This window comes from Pectobacterium betavasculorum (assembly GCF_000749845.1).
Classification (GTDB): Bacteria; Pseudomonadota; Gammaproteobacteria; order Enterobacterales; family Enterobacteriaceae; genus Pectobacterium; species Pectobacterium betavasculorum.
In genome coordinates, this window is sequence record NZ_JQHM01000002.1 from 1 (window position 1) to 25,224 (window position 25,224).

General features: G+C 53.5%; 10 protein-coding genes. 7 read left to right on the top strand and 3 right to left on the bottom strand.

Going from position 1 to position 25,224, the window contains the following annotated elements; genetic code table 11:
* From KP22_RS22735 to KP22_RS07730, 5 genes are all read left to right on the top strand, one after another.
* Positions 1 to 1,916 (top strand): Ig-like domain-containing protein (locus KP22_RS22735; RefSeq protein ID WP_039323568.1); only part of this gene is annotated, 1,916 nt, incomplete at its 5' end.
* Positions 1,917 to 1,922: 6 nt separating this feature from the next.
* Positions 1,923 to 13,172 carry a beta strand repeat-containing protein gene (locus KP22_RS07715; protein ID WP_244880017.1) on the top strand — a complete coding sequence of 3,750 codons (11,250 nt, stop codon included), beginning with the start codon at positions 1,923 to 1,925 and terminating at the stop codon, positions 13,170 to 13,172.
* Between the two features lie 307 nt (positions 13,173 to 13,479).
* Positions 13,480 to 14,907 (top strand): TolC family outer membrane protein, encoded by a 1,428-nt coding sequence (locus KP22_RS07720; RefSeq protein ID WP_039323570.1) that lies wholly within the window; start codon positions 13,480 to 13,482, stop codon positions 14,905 to 14,907.
* A gap of 39 nt (positions 14,908 to 14,946) precedes the next feature.
* Positions 14,947 to 17,085: a type I secretion system permease/ATPase gene (locus tag KP22_RS07725; protein WP_039323573.1), complete on the top strand. Its 2,139-nt coding sequence runs from the start codon at positions 14,947 to 14,949 to the stop codon at positions 17,083 to 17,085.
* 10 nt (positions 17,086 to 17,095) lie between these two features.
* Positions 17,096 to 18,265 (top strand): HlyD family type I secretion periplasmic adaptor subunit, encoded by a 1,170-nt coding sequence (locus KP22_RS07730; protein ID WP_039301468.1) that lies wholly within the window; start codon positions 17,096 to 17,098, stop codon positions 18,263 to 18,265.
* A 93-nt stretch (positions 18,266 to 18,358) separates the two neighbouring features.
* Here the strand turns inward: KP22_RS07730 and KP22_RS07735 are convergent, their stop codons facing one another.
* On the bottom strand, positions 18,359 to 19,567 hold the full coding sequence (locus KP22_RS07735; RefSeq protein WP_039301465.1) for a glycoside hydrolase family 28 protein: 1,209 nt from the start codon (positions 19,565 to 19,567) through the stop codon (positions 18,359 to 18,361).
* A 568-nt stretch (positions 19,568 to 20,135) separates the two neighbouring features.
* Between KP22_RS07735 and pelI the strand changes: the two genes are divergently transcribed.
* Positions 20,136 to 21,179 (top strand): pectate lyase PelI, encoded by a 1,044-nt coding sequence (gene pelI / locus KP22_RS07740; RefSeq protein ID WP_039323574.1) that lies wholly within the window; start codon positions 20,136 to 20,138, stop codon positions 21,177 to 21,179.
* Between the two features lie 161 nt (positions 21,180 to 21,340).
* Here pelI and uxuA read toward each other — a convergent pair whose 3' ends face one another.
* Together uxuA and KP22_RS07750 are read right to left on the bottom strand one after the other, a co-directional pair.
* On the bottom strand, positions 21,341 to 22,537 hold the full coding sequence (gene uxuA / locus KP22_RS07745; protein WP_039323578.1) for a mannonate dehydratase: 1,197 nt from the start codon (positions 22,535 to 22,537) through the stop codon (positions 21,341 to 21,343).
* A 463-nt stretch (positions 22,538 to 23,000) separates the two neighbouring features.
* Positions 23,001 to 23,735 (bottom strand): FCD domain-containing protein, encoded by a 735-nt coding sequence (locus KP22_RS07750; RefSeq protein WP_039323579.1) that lies wholly within the window; start codon positions 23,733 to 23,735, stop codon positions 23,001 to 23,003.
* 211 nt (positions 23,736 to 23,946) lie between these two features.
* Here KP22_RS07750 and KP22_RS07755 point away from each other — a divergent pair, with 211 nt between their 5' ends.
* Positions 23,947 to 25,140 carry an alpha/beta hydrolase gene (locus tag KP22_RS07755; protein ID WP_039323580.1) on the top strand — a complete coding sequence of 398 codons (1,194 nt, stop codon included), beginning with the start codon at positions 23,947 to 23,949 and terminating at the stop codon, positions 25,138 to 25,140.
* Positions 25,141 to 25,224: the final 84 nt, after the last annotated feature.

The window sequence follows — 25,224 nt, forward strand, 5'->3', positions numbered from 1 at the left end:
TGACCATTAACGGCACCACTGCCCATATCGCCGCCGGACAAACCGTTACCCTGACGCTGAATGGCAAAGCCTACACCGCCACCGTTGGCAGCGACGGCCACTGGTCTGTCACCCTTCCTCCCGCCGACCTTCAGGCGCTGGCCGATGGACAAACCCTCATTACCGCCAGCGTGCCGGGAATTAGCGGGACAGTGTCAGCCGAACACACGCTGTCGGTGCTGATTAATACCCTGCCACAGGTCACCCTCGATCTGCCGTTTGGCGACGGGATTCTCAATGCCAGTGAAGCCGCTCTGGATCAAGTGTTGACCGGAAACACCGGCGTCACTGGCAGTGGGCAGAGTGTGGGCATTACGCTGGGAGGCGAAAATTACACGGGTACCGTGGACAACAACGGTAACTGGCTCGTCACACTCCCTCCAAACGTGCTACAGGCATTGCCGGAAGGCAGCCAGTCTCTGACGGTTAGCGTCAAAGATATTGCCGGAAACGCCTCTGAAATTACGCAAACGATCAGCGTTAACATTATCCCTCTGACGTTGACCGTCTCTGTCACGGCGGGTGACGACATCATCAACGGGACAGAACTGCTATCCAATCAGATCGTCAGCGGCACAGCCCCGGTCAGCGAAACGGGTCGCTTCGTCAGCGTTTTATTCAATGGAAAAACCTATCGTGGCGTTATTGAAAACGATGGCTCCTGGCGCACCACATTACCTACGGTCGATCTCATCACACTTGCTGATGGACGTTATGACCTGATCGCGACGGTCAGCGATGCCGCAGGGAATACCACAACGGTAACCCGTCCTCTGACGATTGATACCGGAACCTTATTGCCACTGTCGATTACACTCGATCCCTTCGCCAACGATAATATTGTCGATGCAGCGGAAATTAACGCCAGTCAGCAACTCAGCGGTAAGACGGAGAACATCGAAGCGGGCCAAACGGTAACCATTACGTTAAATGGGATGCGTTACTTTGCCACCATACAGGCTGGCGGAGTATGGCGAGTCAACGTGCCAGAAGCCGATATGCTCGCCTTGCCGGATGGTGTAAGTGCCATAGAAGTCAGCGTCAGCGATCGTTCCGGCAATTCAGTCGGCACCCGTCATGACATCACCGTCGATCGCAGTGGCAACCATATTGCCATTGGTATCATCTCAACGGATAACCTGCTTAATCTCGCGGAAGCGGCGATGCCGCTGGCGATCAACGGAACCACCAGCAATATACCGGCGGGTCAAACCGTTACGCTGACACTGAATGGAAAAACCTACACCACTACCCTGCTGGAAAATGGAAGGTGGGCAATCCAGATCCCCAGTGCAGACCTACAGGCGTTGAGCGATGGCACCACGGTCATCACCGCCAGTGTGAATGACGCCAACGGTATCCCCACGACGGCCTCACATAACCTTGGGGTCTATATCAATACCCTGCCGCAGCCCACCATAAATACGCCTTTTGAAGACGGCATTCTCAACAGCGAAGAAGCCACCGTTAATCAGACCATTACGGGCCGCACAGGCATCATCGGGGATGGTCAAAGCGTTATGATTCAGTTTGGCGGCAACATCTATAATGCCGCCGTTGATAACGACGGTAACTGGGCGCTCACCCTCTCTCCCGCTGAACTGCAACAGATTGCCGAGGGCAACCACGTCCTCTCCGTCACCGCTATCGATACCGCCGGAAACCAGAGTAATACCACGATCGATACGGCTGTTGATTTCACGGCACCAACCATCACGATCGGCGTTATTGCGGGTGACGATATTATCAATATCGAAGAATCCGGTAACGAACAGCTGATTAGCGGTACGGCCTCCATCCGCGAAGCGGGACAATCCGTCACCCTCTCTTTTAATGGCCAAACGTTCAGCGGCGTTGTAGGCACTGACGGCAACTAGAATATCGTGCTACCGCCTTCGGCGCTCAGCGCATTGGCGGATGCCGGACAGCTCCGGCAGATGCGTCTGCTTGCGGCAAGCGCCAGTGACGAATATAACAACCTGGCTGATGGCAGCTACGATGTCGTTGTCAGCCTGACCAGTGCGGCAGGCATCACCGTGATCGCCAATCGGCCAATCACGTTGAGTATCGATCCGCGCAATGCCCCGACGGTGACCATCGATCCATTCGTCGGTAGCGATAATCACATTAATGGCGCGGAAGCAAAAGTCGGGCATCTGTTGACCGGTTCCACTACTAACGTCGAGGCAGGTCAGTTCATCACCATTACTCTGAATGGTCAGGTCTTCTTTACGACGGTCGAGGTAGGAGGAACGTGGCAAGTCCCAATTCCTGCCGCCGAGATCTCGCTGCTGCAAAATGGCACCGCCACGATCACCGCGAGTGTCAGTAATAAAGCGGGTAACGTCGGTAGTGCAGAGAATCTGATTACCGTTGATGTTCAGGGTGACGGCATCGCGATCAGTATCGTTGCCAGCGACGATGTTATTAATCGCGTTGAAGCTTCACAGCCGCTGACAATTAGCGGTTCTACCGCAAACGTTGCGGAAGGCGAAACCGTCACGCTTACACTCAATAATAAGACATACACCGGTCCTGTCGCTGCTGACGGCAGTTGGAGCATCATTATCAGCAGTGCCGACCTTCAGGCGCTACAAGACGGCATCGTTACCCTAACGGCAACGGTAGAAACGGTGGGGGGAGAAGCCGTTAGCGACAGCAAAGACCTGGGCATTTATATCAACACGGTCCCGCAACCCACCTTCGATACGCCGTTCTCAGACGGGGTACTTAACGTAGCGGAAGCCGCCGTGAGCCAAACGCTCACGGGAACAACGGGAATTAGTGGCGCGAGCCAGACGGTGACCGTTACCTTGAACAGCAAAGTGCACACGGCAACGGTTGATGAACAAGGGAACTGGAGTGTCGTGATCCCTTCCTCCGAGCTACAAGCATTAACATCTGGTCAGCGAGCGCTCAGCGTTCAGGCGATCGATGCCGCAGGAAACAGCACCGAAATTTCCACCAATTTTACGGCCGATCTCCAGCCACCGTTACTCACCGTGAAGCTAATCTCAACGGATGGCATCATCAACTCGACCGAGATTCTGAGCGATCAAACGCTGTCGGGTAACGCTTCGCTGTCCGAAGCTGGGAGAACGGTTACCGTCACGCTAAATAACAAACAGTACACGGCCATCGTTCAGACTGACGGTCAATGGAGCACAACAATCCCTACCGCCGACCTGCAAGCATTAGGCAACGGCAATCACGCCTTGAGCGCAACGCTGAGCGATGTGGCGGGCAACGTGACAACGTCGGCACAATCTCTGCTGATCAACACCGTTCAGCCTGTTCTCACACTGAACGCGATTGCACTGAATAACATTATCGACGGCGCGGAAGTCAACGTGACTCAGCAGGTCAGCGGAGCCAGTTTGAATCTTGAACCTGGACAGATCGTCTCCGTCAAACTTGGGGCAGACACCTACGTGACCACGATAGGCAGCAATGGTCAATGGTCTCTGGACATTCCTGCGGCCGCGTTGACGCATCTGGCACAGGGCATTAATACCGTTACGATCAGCGCCAGCGACAAAAGCGGCAACTCGGTTACGATTAATCAGGACATTACACTTAACACCGCCTTGAGCGGGATCGCCATTGACACCGTCGCAGGGGATAACCGCCTCAATCAAGCCGAAATCGCTACCACGCTGACGATCAACGGCAGCACGCAAAACGTCGCATCAGGCTCGACCGTGGCGCTGGTGTTAAATGGCAAACTGTACACAGGCACCACGCAGCCTAACGGAAGTTGGAGTATCACGATATCATCGGCAGATCTGCAACAGTTGGCCGATGGTAAAAGCACCCTCACCGCCAGCACCGTGGATAGTGCCGGCAATACGTTGGATACCAGCCACACCATTGGGATATTCGCCCATAGCCTGCCAGCGCTGACGCTGAATACGCCATTTATGGATGGCGTACTTAACGCCGCCGAATTGGGCACAAACCAGACGATCAGCGGCAATACCGGGATCACGTCACCCGATCAGGTCATCACCGCGACCTTTGGCGGCATGACTTACACAGGAACAGTCAATGCCGCTGGGCAGTGGAGTATTACGCTACCTGGCAGTCATCTCGAAGCGTTGGCAGATAGTGTGCAACCACTGCGTATCGACGTACGCGACGAAGCAGGCAATAGCGCAACGCTTACCCAAGATGTAGCTATTGACCGTATCCCGCCGACATTGACGATGAACAATCTGGGCGTCGATACCATCCTGAATGCGGCTGAAGTCTTAACGGCGCAGACGGTTTCCGGCACGGCCTCGCTCAACGAAGCAGGGCGTAGCGTTATTGTTACCTTGAATGGAAAGAACTACCTCACCACCGTCGACGGCACGGGCAACTGGCGTTTGGACATTCCCACCGCGGATCTGGCGCAGTTAGCTGACGGCGGTTATAACCTGACAGCCAGCCTGACAGATGCCGCAGGTAATACGACGCGTATCGATCAGTCTATTACTATCGATACCAGCGTGGCGAATCCGCCGCAGCTAACGATATATAGCTTTGCGACAAACAATATTGTCGATGGCGCAGAAGCACGCGTAGCCCAGATAGTGAGTGGAGACAGCATTAATGTAGAAGCCGGACAAGTCGTCACCCTCACGCTAAACGGCAAAACCTATACCGCACTGGTCGGTTCTGACGGCAGTTGGCATGTAACGGTTCCGAGCGCAGATATGCAGCTTCTGACAAACGGCAGCCAGACAATTGTCGCCACGGTCTCGGATATCTCGGGTAACCCAGCCACTGCCAGCAGCGAAATTACGGTGAACACGCTGGCAAGCGGCCTGTCGATTGAACCCATTACGGGCGATAATCAACTGAATGCCGCTGAAGCGGCCAGCGCACTCACTATTAACGGCAACACGGATAACGTGGCGGAAGGCGCTACTGTTCGCATCACGCTGAACGGAAAAACGTATGTCGCAACGGTACAAACAGACGGCAGTTGGAGTACTTCGATTCCTCCTGCCGATCTCGCCCAGTTGGGTGACGGCCCCATTACCCTTGGAGCCAGCACCTATGACCAGACAGGCAATTTAGTCACAAATTCGCAGCAGTTGAACGTCAGTATCAATCATTCGATCATGTTATTGATCGATACGCCTTTTGATGACGGTTACCTTAACCTTAGCGAAGCACAAAGTGGTCAGACACTGAGTGGTACCACCGGATTACAAGGGCCGGGGCAGGCAATCAGCGTGACGATCGGTGGCCAGACCTATTCAGGCGTGGTTGATAATACCGGCAACTGGGACATTGTGCTTCCGCCTTCCGCGCTGCTTGGTCTGCCTGAAGGGATGCTGATGTTTGACGTTACCGTGCAGGATGCCTCAGGTAACAGCGCCACACTGAGCAGCAGCGCGTTTGTCGATCTCACACCGCCAGTACTGACCATTAATACCGTCAGTAACGACGACATCATCAACATCGCTGAAAGTCGTCAGCCGCTGGTAATCTCTGGTACAGCCCCCGCCAATGACAGCGGTCAGATTATTGTGGTGAACGTGGCCATTAACGGGCAAATTTATCAGGGGATCATTCAGGCAGATGGCAGTTGGAACGTAACCATTCCCGCTGGCGACCTGGTCAATATGCCTGACGGTGCCACGCTGATTTCCGCCAGCCTGACAGATACAGCAGGCAATACGGGCAGCGTCAGTCACACCATCATACTGGATACCGATCCGTCACAGGCACCACGCCTGAGTATCGGTATCGTGTCTACAGATGACTACATTAATCAGGCTGAGTCGCTAGCGCCATTGACGCTCTCAGGCACGAGTCAATTTGTCGAGCCAGGTCAGCAAGTTACCATCGAACTGAATAACAAAACCTACGTTGCCCAAACGGATACCTCAGGCAACTGGAGCGTGCAGATCCCTGCTAACGATGTATCCGACCTTCCTGACGGCTCACAGCCGATCACCGCCAGTGTGTCCGATGTGGGTGGAAACTTCACCTCGGCGACACACAACATCACCGTGATCGCCGACAGCGCCAATCTGCCAGCGATCACCATTGCGACACTGTCAGGCAACGACGTTGTTAGTGCGCAGGATACGCAATCCGACCTGCTTATCTCGGGCTCAACGACAAATGTTCAGACAGGACAGCGCGTCACGGTGACGTTAAATAGCAAAACTTATCTGGCTACCGCTGGCGCTGACGGCAGTTGGAGCACCACGGTTCCCGCCAGCGATGTGCAAAATCTGCCACAGGGTAGCCAAAATGTTACCGCGACGGTCAGCGACATCGCGCAAAACCCAGCCACAACGACGCATCCGTTTACGGTCGATACCGTCCCACCGCTGCTGTCCATTGACATGCTGGTCGATACCAGCGATATCGGCCTGGCAGACGCGCTGGCCGGATTACCGCTGAGCGGCAAGGCCGAAGCGGGTCTTCTGGTCACCATCAACGTCGGTGTGGCCGTCTACAACGTCGTTGCCGACAGCAACGGCATCTGGCAGATCGCCATTGCACCGAACGACCTACTGGCGTTGGGGGATGGCGTGAAAACGCTAGCAGCCAGCGTGACCGACAGCGCAGGCAATGCCAGCGCCACCAGCATTGATATCACGCTAAAAACGCAGTCGCTCCCGACGCTGACGCTGGATTCGCTCTATGACAACAATGTCCTCACTACCGCAGAATTGGCGATAGCAACAACAATCGGCGGCAGCTACACCAACCTGCCAATCGGGGCTGCGATTCAGGTCACGATAGGGGCTTACACCGTAACGGGTGTAACGCTCGCAGGCGGCTTGTGGAGTGCAACCATCCCCGCCAATGCGCTTAGTATCCTGGCGGATGGCAACGTGCAGGTCAGTGCAACGGTCACAGACAGCGCAGGTAATACCGGCAGTGCGAGCGGCTCGTTGGATGTCGCCATTAATACTAATTTCGCTATCGATATCGCCACGCCATTTGTTGACGGTGTGCTAAATCAGGCAGAAAGCACGCTCGATCAACTGCTGACCGGCACAACAGGGCTACTCGATCCAGGCCAGAGCGTGTCTGTTTCAATCACCAACGGCACACTCACCCATACCTACAGCGCCACCGTTGCCGCCAATGGCCAGTGGAATGTGACATTGCTGGCTGCTGATTTGTCTTCACTCGGTGATGGTACACACACTATCAACGTCACCGTTACAGACCATGCGGGTAATACGGGTTCAGGCAGCAAAACGTTCGCTAGCGTGATTGTAGATGTTCCTGCCGCTACGCTGGATACCCCATTCGGCGATGGCAAGCTGAGCGAGGCTGATGCGTTACTGGGCGGCACACTATCTGGACAAACGGGATTATCCGGCAACGTGGGACAAACCGTGTCGGTCAGCATCAATGGTACAAGTTTCCCAGCTACCGTGAATGCCAATGGGAGTTGGACGCTGCCGCTGGACAGCACCACGCTGATCAATATGCCGGACGGCACAGCAACCTTCACAGTCACCGTCACCGACTCCGCAGGCAATACCAGCTCCGTATCAGGTACAGCGGATGTTCTGACGACAACGCTGCCTGCGCCAACGCTGGATCTGCCTTTTGGCGACGGAACGCTTAACGCCGCCGAAATTCAAGCCACCCAGACATTAACCGGTAAAACCGGCATTACCGGTGCCGATCAAAACGTCACCGTTATCGTAACCAATAAAACCACGCTAGCAGAAACCACCTTTAGCGCCACCGCTGACGGTTCAGGCGGCTGGTCCAGAGAGCTGTCCCCTACCGATTTAGCGATCTTCACCGAAGGAAATTACAGTATTGCTGTCACCGTCATCGACCGGGTAGGTAATACCAATACCAGCGTACCGCGCGATATCAGCGCCGCGTTGACGCTGCCAGCGCCGATTGTCGATGTGAACCCTTTGGGTGCGGATAATATTCTGAGCAGTGCCGAAGCTGCGTCAGCACTCACCTTTTCTGGCCGTACGCAGATTAGCGGCAGTGGGCAAGGCATAAAACTGGAGATCGATCTTAACGGTGTTCGTTACACCGGAGCGGTAGACAATGCAGGTAACTGGTCGTTGACGCTGCCACAAAATGCGTTGAACTCACTGAGCGATGGCCAACATACCCTTACTGTCACCGCCACCGACGCTGCGGGCAACATTGGTTCTACGCCGATAGCGTTTACCAGCGACTTTACGCCACCGAGCATCACATTGAATGCTCCGTTTGATGACGGTTATCTGAATATTGCCGAAGCGGCAACCCTTGCGGGAAGAACCTTGAGCGGTAACGCAGGTGATGCTGTAAGCATGGCGGTTACGCTTGGCGGGCAAACGCTCGTGACGCAAATTAGCGGGGGAATCTGGACGGCAACATTAACGCCAGCACAACTTGCCCTGCTTGCTGACGGGACCCAAAACATCAGCATTACGGCGACAGATAGCGCAGGCAACAGCAGTACGTTAAATTCTCAGGCAATCCTTGCCGTGCAAGCCGCACCGACCGTGGCGATGACTACCTTCGCCGGTCTGGACGGCCTCGACTACGCGGAAAGCCATACCACACAGATCATCACCGGCACCTCCACCGGATTGGAAGTGGGGCAAAACGTCACCGTCAGGCTGAATAACGTCGATTACACGGCAAAAATTCTCACTGGCGGCACCTGGAGCGTAACCATCCCATCTGCCGCACTGCAAGCTCTGGCGAATACGCAGTACACCATCACCGCCGATGCAACAGATAAAGCGGGTAATCCGGCAACCCAAGCCAGCATCAATTTCAGCGTCGACCTGACACCGCCTTCCATGATGATGGTAATCGACCCTATTGCGGATGACGATATCATCAACGCCCTCGAAATAAACGGTAACATCACCCTATCCGGGCAAGCTACGGGCGTTACACTTTTGAGCCCAATAACGCTGTTAATTGGAGGGGTGTCGGTTGTGGGTCAGATCACAACTGACACCAATGGCTTCTGGGAAACCACCATTTCCGCCAGCGACTATTTCACGGCCAACGGCAATGTGGATGTCACCGCGACCGTAACAGCCTTACCGCTAATAACCAGTACCAAAACGGTACTGGTCGATACGGTCGCACCCACGCTGGAAATTGTCGCATTTGCCGGTGATAACGTGCTGAACGGCACAGAAACCAGTACCGCACAGACAATCACGGGGACGGCCTCTACTGAGGAGGCCGGGCAGCTCGTTTCGATTAGTCTGAACGGAAAAATTTACAGCGCACAGGTTTCTGCAACAGGTACCTGGAGCGTGAATGTCCCCACCACCGATCTGGCACAGCTAGCCGACGGCAGCTACACCATCACAGCAACACTTACCGATAAAGCGGGAAATGCCACCACTGATACGCAAGATGTTACCGTCGATACCGCTATTCCGCTGCTCAGCGTCACGCTGTTCGATGACAATATCCTGACGCTGGCAGAAGCCTTGGCAGGAGGAAACATCACGGGTACGGGTAAACCTGGCGCGACAGTCACGCTCGTCGCCGGACCATTAACCGGCACGACGACCGTAGGCCCAGACGGTAACTGGACACTTCCGGTGCTGTCTGTCGATTTGCAAAGCCTGACCGACGGGGCGCAGGTCATTGGCGTGACGTTGACCGATACCGCCGGCAATAGCACCCACCTTGACGTCACGCTGGACGTCGCGTTGAACCAAACGCTCGGTGCCGGTATTAACGATATCTTCGGTAACGATGGCATTCTCAATCTGGCCGAATCGCTGGTGACACAGGTCATCAGCGGTAACGCCACGGGTGACTATCTGGGCGCGAAAGTACAGGTCACCGTGCTGGGCACCACGGTGGAGGCTACGGTGGGGGCCAACGGCGCCTGGAGCGTTTCGCTTCCTCCGACATTACTCGACGACTTAAGTAACGGGCTGTTGCAAGTTAACGTGGATATTGTCGATTCACACGGCAACGTAAAAAACCAACTGATCGACATTGACGTGCTGAAATCACTGCCCGTGATTGACACCATCGTCGCCTTCACCGATGGCGCGTTGAATGCAGCAGATGTCGCTACCAGCCAAATTATCAGCGGCGTGATCAGCAATGTGAATATCGCCGCAGGCGCAACGGTGGCGGTGACGCTGGGCAATAAGATTTACACAGGCATTAGCGTCGGCGCTGGCGGTGACTGGAGCCTGTCCGTTCCTGCTCTTGATTTGCAAGCCTTGCAGGATGGAACCTTAGCAGTAGGCGTTGCGGTCACCGACCATGCGGGCAACACCACCAGCCAGATCGTCAACGTCCCAACCGTCATCAAGAATCTGCCGAGCATTACGCTCAACCCGGCCTTTGGTGATAGCGTGCTCAACCTTGCCGATCTGCTGGTCAACCAATCCCTCAGCGGTACCGCCACGGGTCTGGTGGGTAGAACCATCACGCTAAGCATCGCGGGGTCGCAAATCGCTACGGCCACGGTGGGGACTGATGGCAAGTGGAGCGCTGCCGTCACGCCAAGCGTTTTAGGCACTCTGCAAGGTCTGGGCAATGGTGACTTCACCGTAACCGCAACCGCCACAGACAGCGTAGGCAATAGTTCTAGCAGCAGTGCCGGCATCAAGTTTGATTTCACACAGCCGGTGATAACGCTGAACCCGGTGTTTGGCGGCGACGGTTTCCTCAACGCCGCAGAAGCCGTGTTAGCGCAAACTGTCAGTGGCGTGGTAACCAATGCCAGCGAAGGATCGCAGGTGACCGTAACCCTTGGTAGTAAAACGTTCCTGTCCACCATCGGTGCCGGTGGCGTATTCAGCCTGACGCTGCAACCGTCAGATCTCAGCGCACTGGCTGATGGCAGCACAACGCTTGGCGTCTCCGTCACGAATGCTTCCGGTAACACGGGCACGGTCAGCAGCGCGATCAATATTATTGCCAAAAATCTGCCGACGATTAGCCTGGGTTCGCTGTTTGGTGGCGATGGTTTCCTCAATGCCGCAGAAGCAGCATTGACGCAGACGATTAGCGGCACCACGACTAACGCGCTCGCGGGATCGTCCGTGGTGGTGCGCATCGGCACGCTAACGCTCAACGCCACCGTCGGTAGTGACGGTGCCTGGAGCACCAGCATCACGCCACTGCAATTGTCTGGTTTGACCAACGGTAATCTCACCGTCAGCGCGACAGTGACCGATCCAGCAGGTAACAGTCATGGCATCAGTACTGGCCTTAACATCGCCATATTGCCGCCAACTATCACGCTTAATCCTTTGTTTAACAATGGGGTATTGGATCTCTCCAGCCTACTGAGCGCCCAAACCATCAGCGGAACAACGACCAATGTGTCAGCCGGTACCTCGCTCAACATCACATTGGGTAGCAAAACCTACACTACGACAGTCGGCGCAAACGGCAGTTGGAGCCTGCCAGTACCTAGCCTCGATCTGAAAACCCTCACCGATGGGACGACGAACGTTAGCGTCAGACTGGTGGACGTCGCGGGTAACGTTGGCGAAGCCAGCAGTGCCCTGAGTATCATCATCAATGCCCTGCCAACGCTAACCATCAACCCACTCTTTGGCGGTGATGGTCTGCTCAATGCAGTCGAAGCTGCGGCTGGTCAAGCAATCAGCGGCACCAGTACCAATGCGGTAGGGTCCACTATCCAAATATCGCTGGGAACAAAGACGTATTCTGCCGTGGTACAGAACAATGGCAGTTGGTCTGTGAGCCTGCCTGCGCTCGATCTCAACAATCTGACGGACGGTACACTCTCTCTCAGCGCGTCTTTAACCAACGCGGCAGGGAAAACGACCAGCGCAGGAGCCTCGATCGGCGTAGGTATTCACGCATTGCCAACGATCAACCTCGGTTCCCTGTTTGGCGGAGACGGTTACCTGAATCTGGCAGAAGCAGGCGTGAACCAGATAATCAGCGGAACCACGACCAATGCGGCGGGCGGTAACGTCACGCTGACCGTGGGCGGCCTGGTGCTTAACGCCACCGTCGCCAGCAACGGCACCTGGAGCATTAGCGTACCGAGCGCCAACCTGCTCAATATCGCCGATGGCAATTTATCCGTCGGCGTCAGCATCACCGATCGCTATGGCAATACCAACAGTACCGGTGCCAATGTCACCGTGAAAACGCACCAGTTGCCGCAGTTGGGCATTGATGCGGTGGGGTCATTGGTGGGGAATACTCTTGGCCTGCTGTCTAACGGCGTCACCGTCAGCGGAACATCGCGCTATGTGCAGCAGGGTGCCAAAGTGACCGTGACGCTGCTCGGCCAAACGCTACAGGGCACCGTCGGTGCCGATGGCAAATGGAGCGCACATTTCACCAGTTCCCTGCTGGGTATCACTGCCTTGAACGTGGCTTCGATTCTGACGGCGCTACTGGGCACGGCGGTTGAAGCCTCCGTTACCGATCAGGCCGGTAATTTCACTGGCGTTTCTGCCGGATTGACCTCTGGCGTCGTTATCGGCTTGCCGCTTGCTAGCACGATGGCGCTGGATGTTGACGACGGCAACATTGCTCAGGTCGCCTCGCAGTCCAGTGAACAGACAGGTACTGAAGAAAGTACCGATGTACAGCCTCTGAGTGTCAGCTCGAAAGTGGCGGCGGCTACGCTTAGCGAGACAACCACCATCGACAATAGCGCCAGCACCGAAGTGGATGACAGCGTGTATGCCATCGGCGGCGTCGTCATCAGTCTGGCCGACGGCAGCGTGCAAACGGGTGAAGCGGTCGAAGGCAGCGCAGGGGATGACCTGATTACGCTCTCAACCCTCGACTTTACCCAGATCGATGGGGGCGACGGCATGGATACGCTGGTTCTGGACGGCACCGAGCTCAATCTGGATCTTACCGTGTTGGGGCTGAAAATCGATAACGTGGAGCTATTTGATTTAGGCCAAAACGGCACCAACAGCATCACGCTGGATCTCGACCGCGCCCTGAATGTCACCGACCGACCAGAAGATGATCTACTTATCGTCGGGGGCGAAGGGAATCAGGTGAACCTGATTCCGGGCGAAGGAGCCTGGAGCACGGTGGGACAGCGCGATATTGATGGCCAGCACTTCGATGTCTACCACCATTCATCACTGGATAACGCCAACAATCTGGGAGATGTGCTGGTGCAGCAAGGGCTACTCGTCAATATGGTGTAACCGCATTGTGGAGTTAACGCCAACTGTCCCCTTACAAGGGGGCAGTCTCTTATAAGTTTATGATGAGGTTTTACTGGTATACGGCGTAAAAATTATGCATCGGTGGGCATGAGCACCAAGTGAGCGGCATAATTTCAGCCAAAAGCCTGGGGTCTCGGGGCGAGCGGCGTTTGAGCCGTCCCGAATCGGGCGCGTGCTACGAGATAGCATGAAAATGACGCCATTATCGCGCACGAAATTGCCTCAGTAGCGGCATAAATATGTGTAAAGGAACGAAAACAAAGAGTGATGAAAACAGGGGCAATTGATGCACAAACCATTTTTTCTCAGGGATACATTTTTTCTACGTAATCACACTTTTTTGACCCGCACATTACGCCATCACACGCCATATTATTTGCTGGTGCTTGGGTTGGCCTGCACCAGCCTTCCCTTCTTCTACAGCCCGCCGTCGTTTGCTCAGGCCATGGCGTTTGACTGGTCTGCCGCACCAACAGAACAACAGGTCGATAGCCTGGATCTCAAGCAGGCGATTCTTCGCGCGTTTGCACGCAACCCACAAATCGCACAGGCTTCGGCGCAAATTCGTGTCGGCGATGCCGATCTGCGCGTGGCGCAAAGCGCCTGGTTTCCGCAAATCGGCCTGAGCGGTAACGTCGGCCGGTCAGATCAAAGTGATAGTGGCGGCACGATGAGCAATAACTCCACCGCAGGCATCACGCTGAAACAGCTCCTGTACGATTTCGGTAAGACGGGCGGCAGCATTGATGAGCAGCACAGCCTATCGGATGCCTACCGCTATCAGCTCTATGGCACCATGACCACGGTCGGACAACAAACCTTACTCACCTACCTGAAAGTCAAACGCTATCAGGAACTGAGTCAAGCAGCGGAACGTAATATCGCGTCACTCAGTCAGGTAAAAGATATCGCGACGCTCCGTTCCGAAGCGGGTCTCAGTACGCAATCCGATATCCTGCAAGCGGAAACCCGCATCGCGGGCATGAGGGCGACGCTGGAACAATATCGTGCGCTAGAACGTTCCTCACTGGCACAGCTCAGCGTGCTGACCGGCGTCCTCCCCACCGCCCTGCCCGAACTGCCACGTGCGCTACTGCAACAAAAGATTACCCTCAAGGCGCTCCCTTACCAGCAAAGCAACGCGGTGTTGAGCGCACAGTCCAGGCAGGAGGCCTCGCGCCATCGAATTCGTCAGGCGGAAGCACAACACTGGCCTACCGTTGCCGTACAAGCGGGGCGTACCCGCTATGAAACCGACCGGCGTAATTACTGGGATGACCAGCTACAACTGGTCGTGGAAGCCCCGCTTTATCAAGGTGGAGCCGTCAGCGCACGCGTTGATGCTGCATCAGGCACGCGTGAAGCCGCGCAGGCTGAGGTTGAAGCGGCGAAACTGGATATGAACCAGAAAGCCTCAACGGCTTATGCCGATCTCATCGGTGCGCAGCAGCGTGAAAAAGCCAGCCAGCAGCAAATCACCAGTGCAGCTTACACCCGCAACGTTTATCAGGATGAATACAAGCTCAGCAAACGCAGCCTCAATGACCTGCTCAGCGTCGAACAAGACGTGTTGCAAGCCGAAACCTCACGCATCGGCGCGTTATACGACGGCTGGGAGGCGTCGGTTAACTATGCAGCGGCCGTCGATAATCTGTTGGATATGCTGGGTATTGAACGTCATCGAGCCAGTGGCGAGACGCTACCGTCGCTGTAAGCCGGCTTGCCTGCCGGATAAGAACATGCAGGAATGTAAATGACACAAGTCACCAAAACTGAAATCTGGATAGCCGCGATGGCGCGCGCTGCCGCCCACTACGGACAAGTGGTCGATGCCCAGTCGGTACGCCAGCAGATGAGCTGGTATGAACAGCTCCCCATCGCACGCCAGTTAGAACAGATCAGTCACCTGATGGGGTTGACCATCAGCCTGCGACACACGGAGAAGATTCGCTGGCGCAACAAAATTCTCCCCGTGCTGGCAGAAACCGATGACGGCGGCGTTATTGTCATCGAATCATTGAACGATGAGGGAATCGCGACCTATTGGCTGGATGACGGTGGCGACCTTCAGCGTGAAGCCGAACTGACGGAGCTCATCAAACACAGTCAGGGCATTACCGTGCTGGTCGGTATTGCGGAACGTGGCCGCGATACCCGCATCGATGATTTCGTCAAACCGTATCGCAAACACTGGTTCTGGCAACATTTTCGCGGCGCAAAACGGCAAATCGGTGAAATCTCTCTGGCGTCCATCGTGGGTAACGTTCTGGCGCTGGCGGGGATCCTGTTCTCCATGCAGGTGTATGACCGCGTCATTCCGGCGCAGTCAATTCCCACGCTATGGGTTCTGTTTTTCGGCGTGCTACTGGCCGCCGCACTCGAATATGCCATCCGTTTATCGCGCACCGTCGTCTCCGACCTGATGGGTAAGAGCATTGATTTGAACGTATCGGGGATGCTATTCGCCCGCGCGCTGGCGATAAAAAATGAAGCTCGTCCTAAGTCCACCGGATCATTTATTTCTCAGTTGCGGGAAATCGATCAGGTTCGCGAACTCCTGACCTCAACGACCGTCGGTGCGGCAGCCGACATGCCGTTTGTCTTGCTGTTTCTCGGCATTATGGCGATGATCGGCGGCCCGCTGGTGTTTATTCCCATGCTGGCGATTCCGCTGATTGTGATCCCAGGACTGATGCTGCAATGGCCGATGGCGAAGCTCGCCAAGGAAGGGATGCGCGAAAGTGCGTTGCGTAATGCGGTGCTGGTCGAGTCCATTGAAGGAATCGAAGATATCAAAGCGTTGCAGGCTGAACCCTACTTCCAGCGTCAATGGGAGCAAACGCACGAAGTCAGTGCCTCCATCGGGATGAAGCAGCGCGTTTGGGGAGCGAGGCTCAGCGGCTGGGCATCAACCGTCCAGCAGTTAACCTATGCTGGAATGTTGGTATTCGGTAGCTATCTGGTGCTGGCAGGCGATATCACCACCGGTACACTCGTAGCCTGTAGTCTGCTTTCTTCCCGTACTATCGCCCCACTCATGCAGCTAACGATGGTCTTTTCGCGCTGGCAGCATGCCAAAACTGCCATGACCGGGCTGGACGATCTGTTGCAAAAACCGCTGGATCGGCCAGAAGAAAGCAAAATGGCACACTGCCCGATCCTTCAAGGGCACTTCCAGCTCCACAACGTGCAATACAGCTACGACCCCGAAAAGGGTGATACCGCCTTGCAGGTCGGCAAACTGGAGATCAAACCGGGCGAAAAAGTGGCGCTGCTGGGTAAGGTTGGTGCAGGTAAATCTACCCTGCTCAAGCTGCTCGCCAATCAGGCTACCGCAACGCGCGGCAAGGTCATCATTGATGGGGTCGACATCAGCCAGATCGACCCGGCAGATGTCCGCCGTCAGTTGGGTTTCCTGTCACAGGACTCACGCCTGTTCTTCGGCAGCCTGCGGCAGAACCTGATGCTCGGCAACCCGCACGCTAGCGAACAGGAGCTGTTACAAGCATTGCGTATCAGCGGCGCGCTCAGCCTAATCCAGCAGGACGCCGCCAGCCTGGATCGTATCATTCATGAAGGCGGACGTGGTTTATCCGGCGGACAGAAACAGATGATCCTGCTTAGTCGAATGCTGTTACGTAATCCTCAGATTGTGCTGTTGGATGAACCCACTGCGTCTATGGACGAGCAGTTGGAAGGCAACGTTATTCATCAATTAAGCCGTTGGCTCACGGGTCGCACGCTGGTTCTGGTGACGCACCGCCCAGCGCTGCTCAAGCTGGTTGACCGCGTGGTCGTCATGGATGGCGGGCGCATCGTGGCGGATGGCCCACGTGACCAGATTTTGAAAGCCGTCAGTAAACCGGCTGATAGCTCACAGAGCGTGGCGTAAGGGGAACACAATGAGTAGCATCACGATCCATGATGACCTGAAACGCCAGGGTCGACGCGTATCCGTCATTATCTGGCTCAGCCTGTTCGGGCTGATCGTCTTTTTTATCTGGGCCAAATTTGCCGTGCTGGATGAGGTGTCGGTCGGAACCGGCAAGGTAACCCCGTCGACTCGCGCTCAAGTGATTGAAAGCCTGGATGGCGGGATCATCGGCCAGCTCTATGTGCAGCAAGGCAATGTCGTCGAGAAAGGCCAAGTGTTAGCACAGTTGGACATCAACCGCTTTCAGTCTGTCTACGGCGAAGCCTTCTCTCGTGTACAGACGCTACGGGCGTCTGCTGAACGTCTGTACGCCGAACTCAGCGGCGAACCGCTAAAATTCAGCGTGGAAACCCTCAAGGAGCCAGCGCTTGCTGCGCGAGAACGTCAGTTGTATGAATCACGCTTGCGCAATCGCGATGAGACGATCGCCAACCTGCAACAGTCGATGCGGTTGGTAGAGCAGGAACTGCGGATGACGGAGCCGCTGGTACAGCGCGGTGCCGCCAGCGCCGTCGAGGTGATTCGGTTACGCCGCCAAATTAGCGAAATACGCGGAAAAATCGATGAAGCTCGCAATCAATACGCCGTGCGAGCGCGTGAAGAACAGGTCAAAAACAACGCCGATTTGGAAGCACAGAAAGAAGTGGTCAGTGGAAAAGCTGACCAACTCAAGCGCGCTACCATTACGTCACCGGTGCGCGGGATCGTGAAAGACATTCAGGTAACGACCGTTGGTGGCGTGCTGCAACCAGGCGGTAAACTGATGGAGATCGTACCGCTGGAAGATCAGTTGCTGATCGAAACGCGCATCAACCCACGCGATATTGCCTATATCCGGCCGGGTTTGCCCGCCACGGTAAAAATCACCGCCTACGACTCCTCCATATACGGCAATTTAACGGGCGAAGTCGAAAGCGTGTCGCCCGATACCCTTCAGGACGAAGTCAGGCGCGATCAGTTTTATTATCGAGTCTATGTGCGCACTATGCAGGCTGAACTGACCAACAAAGTAGGTGAAAAATTTCCTATCGTGCCCGGCATGGTCGCCAGCGTCGAGATAAGAACGGGTCAGAAAAGCGTGCTGGATTATCTGATTAAGCCACTGAACAAGGTCAATGAAGCGCTGCGTGAGCGTTAAACTCGCACGCAGTACCATGAGAATAAGTAACAAGCAAAAGCGCCGCTCGGTTTCCCGTGCGGCGCTGTTATGACAAAACAACGAGTAATCGAACTACTTCTTAACGTTGACGTTCTTGATTTGCCATGTACTGTCGCGGGTCAGTTTGACATTCTTCATCGTCACTTCTATCGGCTTTTTGGCATTTTCACCGTTCAGCACAACGACGCCCTTGGTTTCCGACGTCACATCCTTAAACGTGATACCGCTCCAGTTCGGGACATTACTCCCTTCTTTTTTCTCATATACCGTATCAATCACAATCGGTTTCGCCACGTTCTTCATCACGACATTGCTATACCGAATCCCGTTGACCACGCCAGCAGCCGATTTGTCGCTTTTGATGCGTAAGCCATTGGTGGTGCCATTCATCTTCAAATCATCGACAGTGACGTTATAAACGCCCATGGTTTCACTGCCGATCGACATGCCATGCCCAGTACCAAAATTGTTATGCAGGATGGAGATATTGCGCGTTTCTGCCCGGCCCTTATACGCTTTGATCGCGACGTTATCGTCACCCGTTGAAATATTACTGTAGGCGATAGTGATATTTTTTGACGACATCGGATCAATACCGTCGGTATTTCTGGCGGTGGACGGCGTTTTAATCGTGGTTTTCCACGCGGTGAAACCATCACCATCGCTGAACACGACGTGAAAATTCGGGGAATTAATGAGAGAAACATTATACAGCGTAAAATTCTTGCTCTTATTAATCTGAATCAGTCGCGGGGTATTCTGTTTTAACTTCTTCACTTTGGCATCGGCGGCCAGTTCCCACCAACTCACCTTTTTACCCTGAAGCTTCACGCCTCCTTGCCCATCAATGGTACCCGGCCCATAGATTCCGCTATTCGTTGTACTCACGGCGGTAATAAAGGCATCACAGCCTTTACCGTTTTTATCAACGACACCACAGGATGACGGTGCATTCTCAAAAGACTTGGCGTTATTCACAGCCCGCAGGGTCACCCCTTTGTCGATTAATAAGCTGGCACCTGAAGGCAGGGAGAGCGGACCGCTGAGAAAGACGGAAGTGCTTCCCGCGCTCAATCTTACCGCTTTTCCCTGCCCGCAATTATTCAGTGCTTTTTGAATAACACTGGTGGCCGTACTGCTGCCTGCTTTAAGCACCGTACAAGAAGACGGCACTTTCGGTTCACTTACCGTTCGTGAATCAGAAGCCCATGCCGATGCGCTAAACAGGCCGATAAGGCCTAGTGATAATGATAAAACCCGCTTGCCTGATTGATATTCCATGTCAAACCTTACTTTATAGATATCCACAATTCTTTTGTAGCTAAAAAATAATTACGCTTCCTTTTGGCTTAATAAGAAAAACAAAACGCTTTTATAGAAACTAAAAATTGTCGGAAATACACATATAGATTAATAAAACTCCATTTACATAAAACATTGTCTATGTTCCTTATAAAGACATACGATTTATGCGTAATTAAATTATCACTGGAAAATTAAATAAAGCATCAACAGAACATGGAAACAAATCGAATCCCCGTCACGTGGTGGTGTCGGCAAGTGGTAAGTTTCTCTCTTTACGGCATTCATTTTCTTTATTCTTTAATAAAACCACCCCAACACCCATTAACTTACCAAAAATAATTAAATAAAATATAATAAACAAAAATAAAATTGAAATTAAAATAATAACAAATAAAATTAAATAATCTGACGTACCTCAACAATTCTTCTGAATTATTATTCATTTCATATTCTCTACTATATAATCCCCCTTGATGCGTTAGGACTCCCTCTTTATCCCTTAAATAAAGAGAAAAATATCCGTTTAATTTACAAGGAAAAACACATGTTTAAGTATTTAACACCGATATTTTTATGTACTGCTGCATTTTCTTTTCAAGCTCAGGCTGATGACACCATGCTGATGCTGCTGAAAAAAGATAATGCTACCTATTTAAGCTGGTCTACCGATGCAGGCAATGTAGTTCGCCAGGATGTGTATCGCAGCACCAGTAATAACCAGGCTGACAGCGAAAAAATCGCAGAGCTCAATTCCACCGACAGAACCTTTACGGATTTAACGGCTAATCCAAAGGCGGAATACTGGTATTGGGTAGATACCGTTAGTGGCAATAACAGCCTCCTGAAATCTAATACGGCATCAACAGCGCCAGCGCCATTACGCGCAGCGCCGCTGAAAGCAGCCAGCGCAGAATGTAAAGCTGGGGCGGTTATCAAAAATAAAACCATCGACTGCGGCGGTATTACTCTGGGTCTAAGCTGTAGCGGCGACAGTGATAAACAGCCTCCTGTTATCACACTGGAAAATGCGTCTATTAAGAACCTGCGTATCTCCGCAAAAGGCGGATCTGACGGTATCCACTGTAAATCAGGCAACTGCCGTATCGAAAATGTGATCTGGGAAGACGTCTGTGAAGATGCAGCGACCAACAACGGCAAAACCATGACCATCGTCGGCGGTGTCGCACATAACACCACCAATGGCCCTGGCGGCAAGCCGGACAAAGTACTGCAACAGAATGCCAAAAATAGCCACACTATCGTACAGGGCAACTTCACCCTGACGGGTCAACACGGCAAACTGTGGCGTTCTTGCGGTGACTGCACCAACAACGGTGGCCCACGCAACCTCACCATCATCAGCGCAACCGTTAACGGCACCATCGACAGTATCGTTGGGGTAAACCGCAACTATGGTGATGTCGCTGAAATTCGTGATTTGCGTATTAAGAACTACAAAGCGGGCAAACCGCCTGTATGTGAAGAGTTTAATGGCGTAGAAAAAGGGAAAGGAGGGTACGCTAAATATGGCGAATACTGGGGTACCAAGAACTGTAAAGTCAGCCGTTCAAACGTGAAAGCCCTGTAATTCAGTCATTGTAGCTCCTATCTATACTCTACATAATTCGATTTCCAGCCAATGCATATGCGGCTTGAAGTATAACGAGTATAAATTAATACCCTCTCAGGAGCCCTGACGCATCACACTTCAACAGACCGTGCTTTGTAAGCACGGTCTGTTTCATTCAATTATCCTTGCTGCAATTCGCTGAACCACGTGCGCTTCAGCGCCAGCTCAACGCCACGCAGTTCCGCCAACCCTTTCAACCGTCCAATTGCCGAGTAGCCGGGGTTCGTTTTCTTTTTCAAATCGTCCAGCATCTGATGCCCGTGATCTGGACGCATAGGGATCGGACGACGATCGCCCGCGTTTTGACGACGCAGTTCTTCTGCCAGAATGGCATTAATGATCGCCACCATGTCCACATCCCCCTGCAAATGCGCCCCTTCGTGGAACGAATTAGGATTCTCTTCACGACAGGTGGCACGCAGATGGGTGAAATGCACGCGATCGGCAAACGTTTCCAGCATGTTAACCAGATCGTTATCTACCCGCACACCGTAAGAACCGGTACAGAAGGTAAAGCCGTTATGAAGACTATCGACCGTTTGTTTCAGCCAGCGCATGTCGTCAATCGTGGACATCACACGCGGCAGCCCAAGGATCGGACGCGGCGGATCGTCGGGGTGAATGGCAAGGCGGAGACCCGCAGCTTCCGCCACTGGCACAATTTCGCGGAGGAAATGCCCAAGATGCTCACGCAGTTTGGCGTGATTGATGCCATCATATTCCGCCAGACGGCCACGGAATTGCTCCAGCGTATAGCCCTCTTCGGATCCCGGCAGACCTGCGATAATATTACCTGTCAGACTCGCAATGTCTTCTTCGCTCATGGCACGGTAGTAGCTGGCAGCCTGTGCTTGCTCATCGGCAGTGTAATCTTTTTCGGCACCGCTACGTTGCAGGATATACAGTTCAAAGGCCGCAAAGGCAATATGATCGAAACGCAGTGCTTTTGAGCCATCCGGCAGCACATATTCCAGATCGGTTCGCGTCCAGTCCAGCACTGGCATGAAGTTATAGCACACCGTATCAATGCCGCACTGCGCCAGATTACGCAGCGACTGCTGATAGTTGGCAATATGCTGCTGATAATTCCCCGTCTGAGTTTTGATCTCTTCATGAACCGGAACGCTTTCTACTACCGACCACACCAGCCCTTTTGCCTTCAATTCGGCTTTGCGCTTTTCAATTTCCTCAACTGACCAAATTTCGCCATTGGGAATGTGATGTAACGCCGTCACCACGCCGGTCGCTCCGGCTTGCCGCACATCATCCAGTGAGACAGGATCGTTCGGGCCGTACCAACGCCAGGTTTGTTCCATACCGAGTTACCTTTTTTGCCAGGAATGGTTGTTTCGTCAAGATAGCAAAAGCCTACCTCACCGAGACGGGCTGTCAAACGAAACTCACAAATTGATTGACCAATTACACAAAAAATCTGTTATTTGGACTAACATCATGCATAAAAAGGCAGTAGGAATGAAAAAAAAGTCAAGGATAGGGAATTTGGTCTGATATATTTACTCTCCGTACATCGATGCGATGCCGGAGAGAAAATTCACACAGGAAGGGACATATACCCTAAATAATTCGAGTTTCAGGAAGGCGGCAAGAGAAGACATCCCGATGAGCTTACTTAGGTAAGCGATTCGGGTGACAAATCTGCCGGGAGCAGATTTGAACGCTGCTTGCAGCGGCTCTTCAGAGCGACGCCCACGACGGGCCGAGTATTTGAACGCAGCCAACGCACATGCAACTTGAAGTATGACGGGTATACAGGGGAAATCAGGATTCCAGACGTGAAGGAACAGATTCGAACAGATAACCATCGAACGTAGGATCGTCCACATTCGAGATTTCTAGCAGTTTAATTTTTACATTCTCAAGATGCTGCCACATCGCCTGACGCGCCATATTCACATCACGGCGAGATACGGCACGCAGGATCTGTTCATGATCGTCCAGCCACTGCCGCTGATAGCTGAAATCATCGGTATGAGAGTGAATTCCCTGCCACATTGGACTGCGCTTACGCGCCTGCCAAACCTCATATACCATATTAGCTAAGACGCTGTTTTGGGTAGACTGCGCCAGCAGGCAATGGAATTGCTCATCGGCGCTTTCATCCACGCTGCCGTTCTCAAGCGACGCCCTTTCTTGTTCAATGGCTTGCCGCATCTTCACAATGTCACTCTTGGTCGCCTGCATTGCGGCAAACGCTGCGACTTCACCTTCCAGCAGCTGACGCGCCTGCATCAGCTCAAAGGGGCCATAGTCGCTATCCACCACGCTGTCTTTTCCCTGTGCGGTCGGGAGTTGCATGACATAGACACCAGAACCTTTGCGCACCTCAATCAGCTTTTCCAACTCCAGCATGATTAAAGCTTCACGCACCACGCTGCGACTGACGTTGTAGGTTTCAGCAATGTCACGTTCGGGAGGCAAGCGGTCGCCAATCTGATAGTTTCCCTTCAGAATTTCCGCGCGAAGATTGTCACCAATCTGCTGATATAAACGCATACTGCTATCCCTTTATTCAACATCGGCCACCGTAATATTGGCCTGACCAAAAGACAAAAAAGACGCCCAATTTGTCTGAAGTATAACATGAAGCCTCACCGCGCCAGCACGTTGAGCGCCATGCGTGCCAAATAATTTCAGATATAGTGTTGTCGAAACGCCCTATCTCGTTAACGAACAGGTTGATATTGCCAGCAGGCAAGGAGCATAAATGACAATAGACGTATTCCGGTTCATTTCGTGGGCAGTCTGGAAACCGGTGATGGCCGGTTTATTCGCTATCATCGGCGTGCTTTTCATCGTCGGATGCAATAGCAATCCGCGCGACATCACGCCATTAGGGCAAACATCATTCGAGCGTTACCAGCAAGACACCACACGCTGGGTAGCACAGCATCGTGCCTTCCAAACCACGGATAAACCGCTGGAATTACGCTGGAACACACCGAGTGAAACCCGTCCTGCGGGTCAACCGCATAAAGCGATTTTGCTGGTGCACGGACTGGGAGACTCACCGGGTTCGTTCATTGACGTCACACCGCAATTGGTCAAACATGGCTTTCTGGTCAGAACCGTTTTGCTGCCGGGACACGGCACTCGGCCATCCGATCTGTTACAGGTTACCGTTGATGACTGGCGCAACGTGGTCGCCGAGCAGGCCGCTATTCTCAGTAAAGAGGTCGATGAGGTCTATCTGGGTGGCTTTTCGACCGGTGGCAATCTGGTCCTTGAATACGCTGCCCAACACCCTGAAATCAAAGGGGTGGTGCTGTTTTCACCCGCCATTAAATCCAACGAAAAATACGATTTCATGACACCGCTGTTATCCGTATTTACCGATTGGCTAATGTCGCCGCGCCCCGGCTATCCTGAGCAGTTGGCGACCCGCTATATGCGCGTGCCGACCAACGGTTTCGCCCAATATTATTATTCCAGCAGCGGTGTACGCTCGCAGTTGGCCAAAAAACCTTATGACAAGCCAGTGTTAATCGTGCTGGCGGAGCATGATTCCGTTGTCGATACGACCTATATTGTCAACACGTTCGATACCCAGTTTACCCACCCGCGTAGCCGCCTGATCTGGTACGGCGATCGTCCTGCTGGAGTGCATTCCTCGCGAGTTTTGGTGCGTACTGGTTCGCTACCTGAATGGCGTATCAGCCAGTTCTCGCATATGTCACTCCTGTTTTCACCAGAGAATAAGGAATACGGCAAAACGGGTGCGATCGTCATTTGCGCCAATGGCCACCCTCTGAACGACCTGAAAACCTGTCAGGATCGCAGCACGCTGTGGTATTCCGACTGGGGATACGTGGAAAACGGAAAAACCCATGTGCGCCTGACTTTTAACCCCTATTTCGACTGGCAAAATCAGATAATGGCCAACGTATTGGACGCGCAATAGCACAGGTGTCTCCCTAAATAATTCGAGTTGCAGGCAGTCATCGGCGGAACGATTGCCGTCGTCCTGACTCACGACCATAATAGT

What these genes read in the sequence shown, in the direction of transcription:
- KP22_RS07755 (WP_039323580.1), top strand. Translation starts at nt 23,947, where the DNA reads ATGACAATAGACGTATTCCGGTTCATTTCGTGGGCAGTCTGGAAACCG.
- pelI (WP_039323574.1), top strand. Translation starts at nt 20,136, where the DNA reads ATGTTTAAGTATTTAACACCGATATTTTTATGTACTGCTGCATTTTCT.
- KP22_RS07735 (WP_039301465.1), bottom strand. Translation starts at nt 19,567, where the DNA reads ATGGAATATCAATCAGGCAAGCGGGTTTTATCATTATCACTAGGCCTT.
- uxuA (WP_039323578.1), bottom strand. Translation starts at nt 22,537, where the DNA reads ATGGAACAAACCTGGCGTTGGTACGGCCCGAACGATCCTGTCTCACTG.
- KP22_RS07720 (WP_039323570.1), top strand. Translation starts at nt 13,480, where the DNA reads ATGCACAAACCATTTTTTCTCAGGGATACATTTTTTCTACGTAATCAC.
- KP22_RS07730 (WP_039301468.1), top strand. Translation starts at nt 17,096, where the DNA reads ATGAGTAGCATCACGATCCATGATGACCTGAAACGCCAGGGTCGACGC.
- KP22_RS07725 (WP_039323573.1), top strand. Translation starts at nt 14,947, where the DNA reads ATGACACAAGTCACCAAAACTGAAATCTGGATAGCCGCGATGGCGCGC.
- KP22_RS07750 (WP_039323579.1), bottom strand. Translation starts at nt 23,735, where the DNA reads ATGCGTTTATATCAGCAGATTGGTGACAATCTTCGCGCGGAAATTCTG.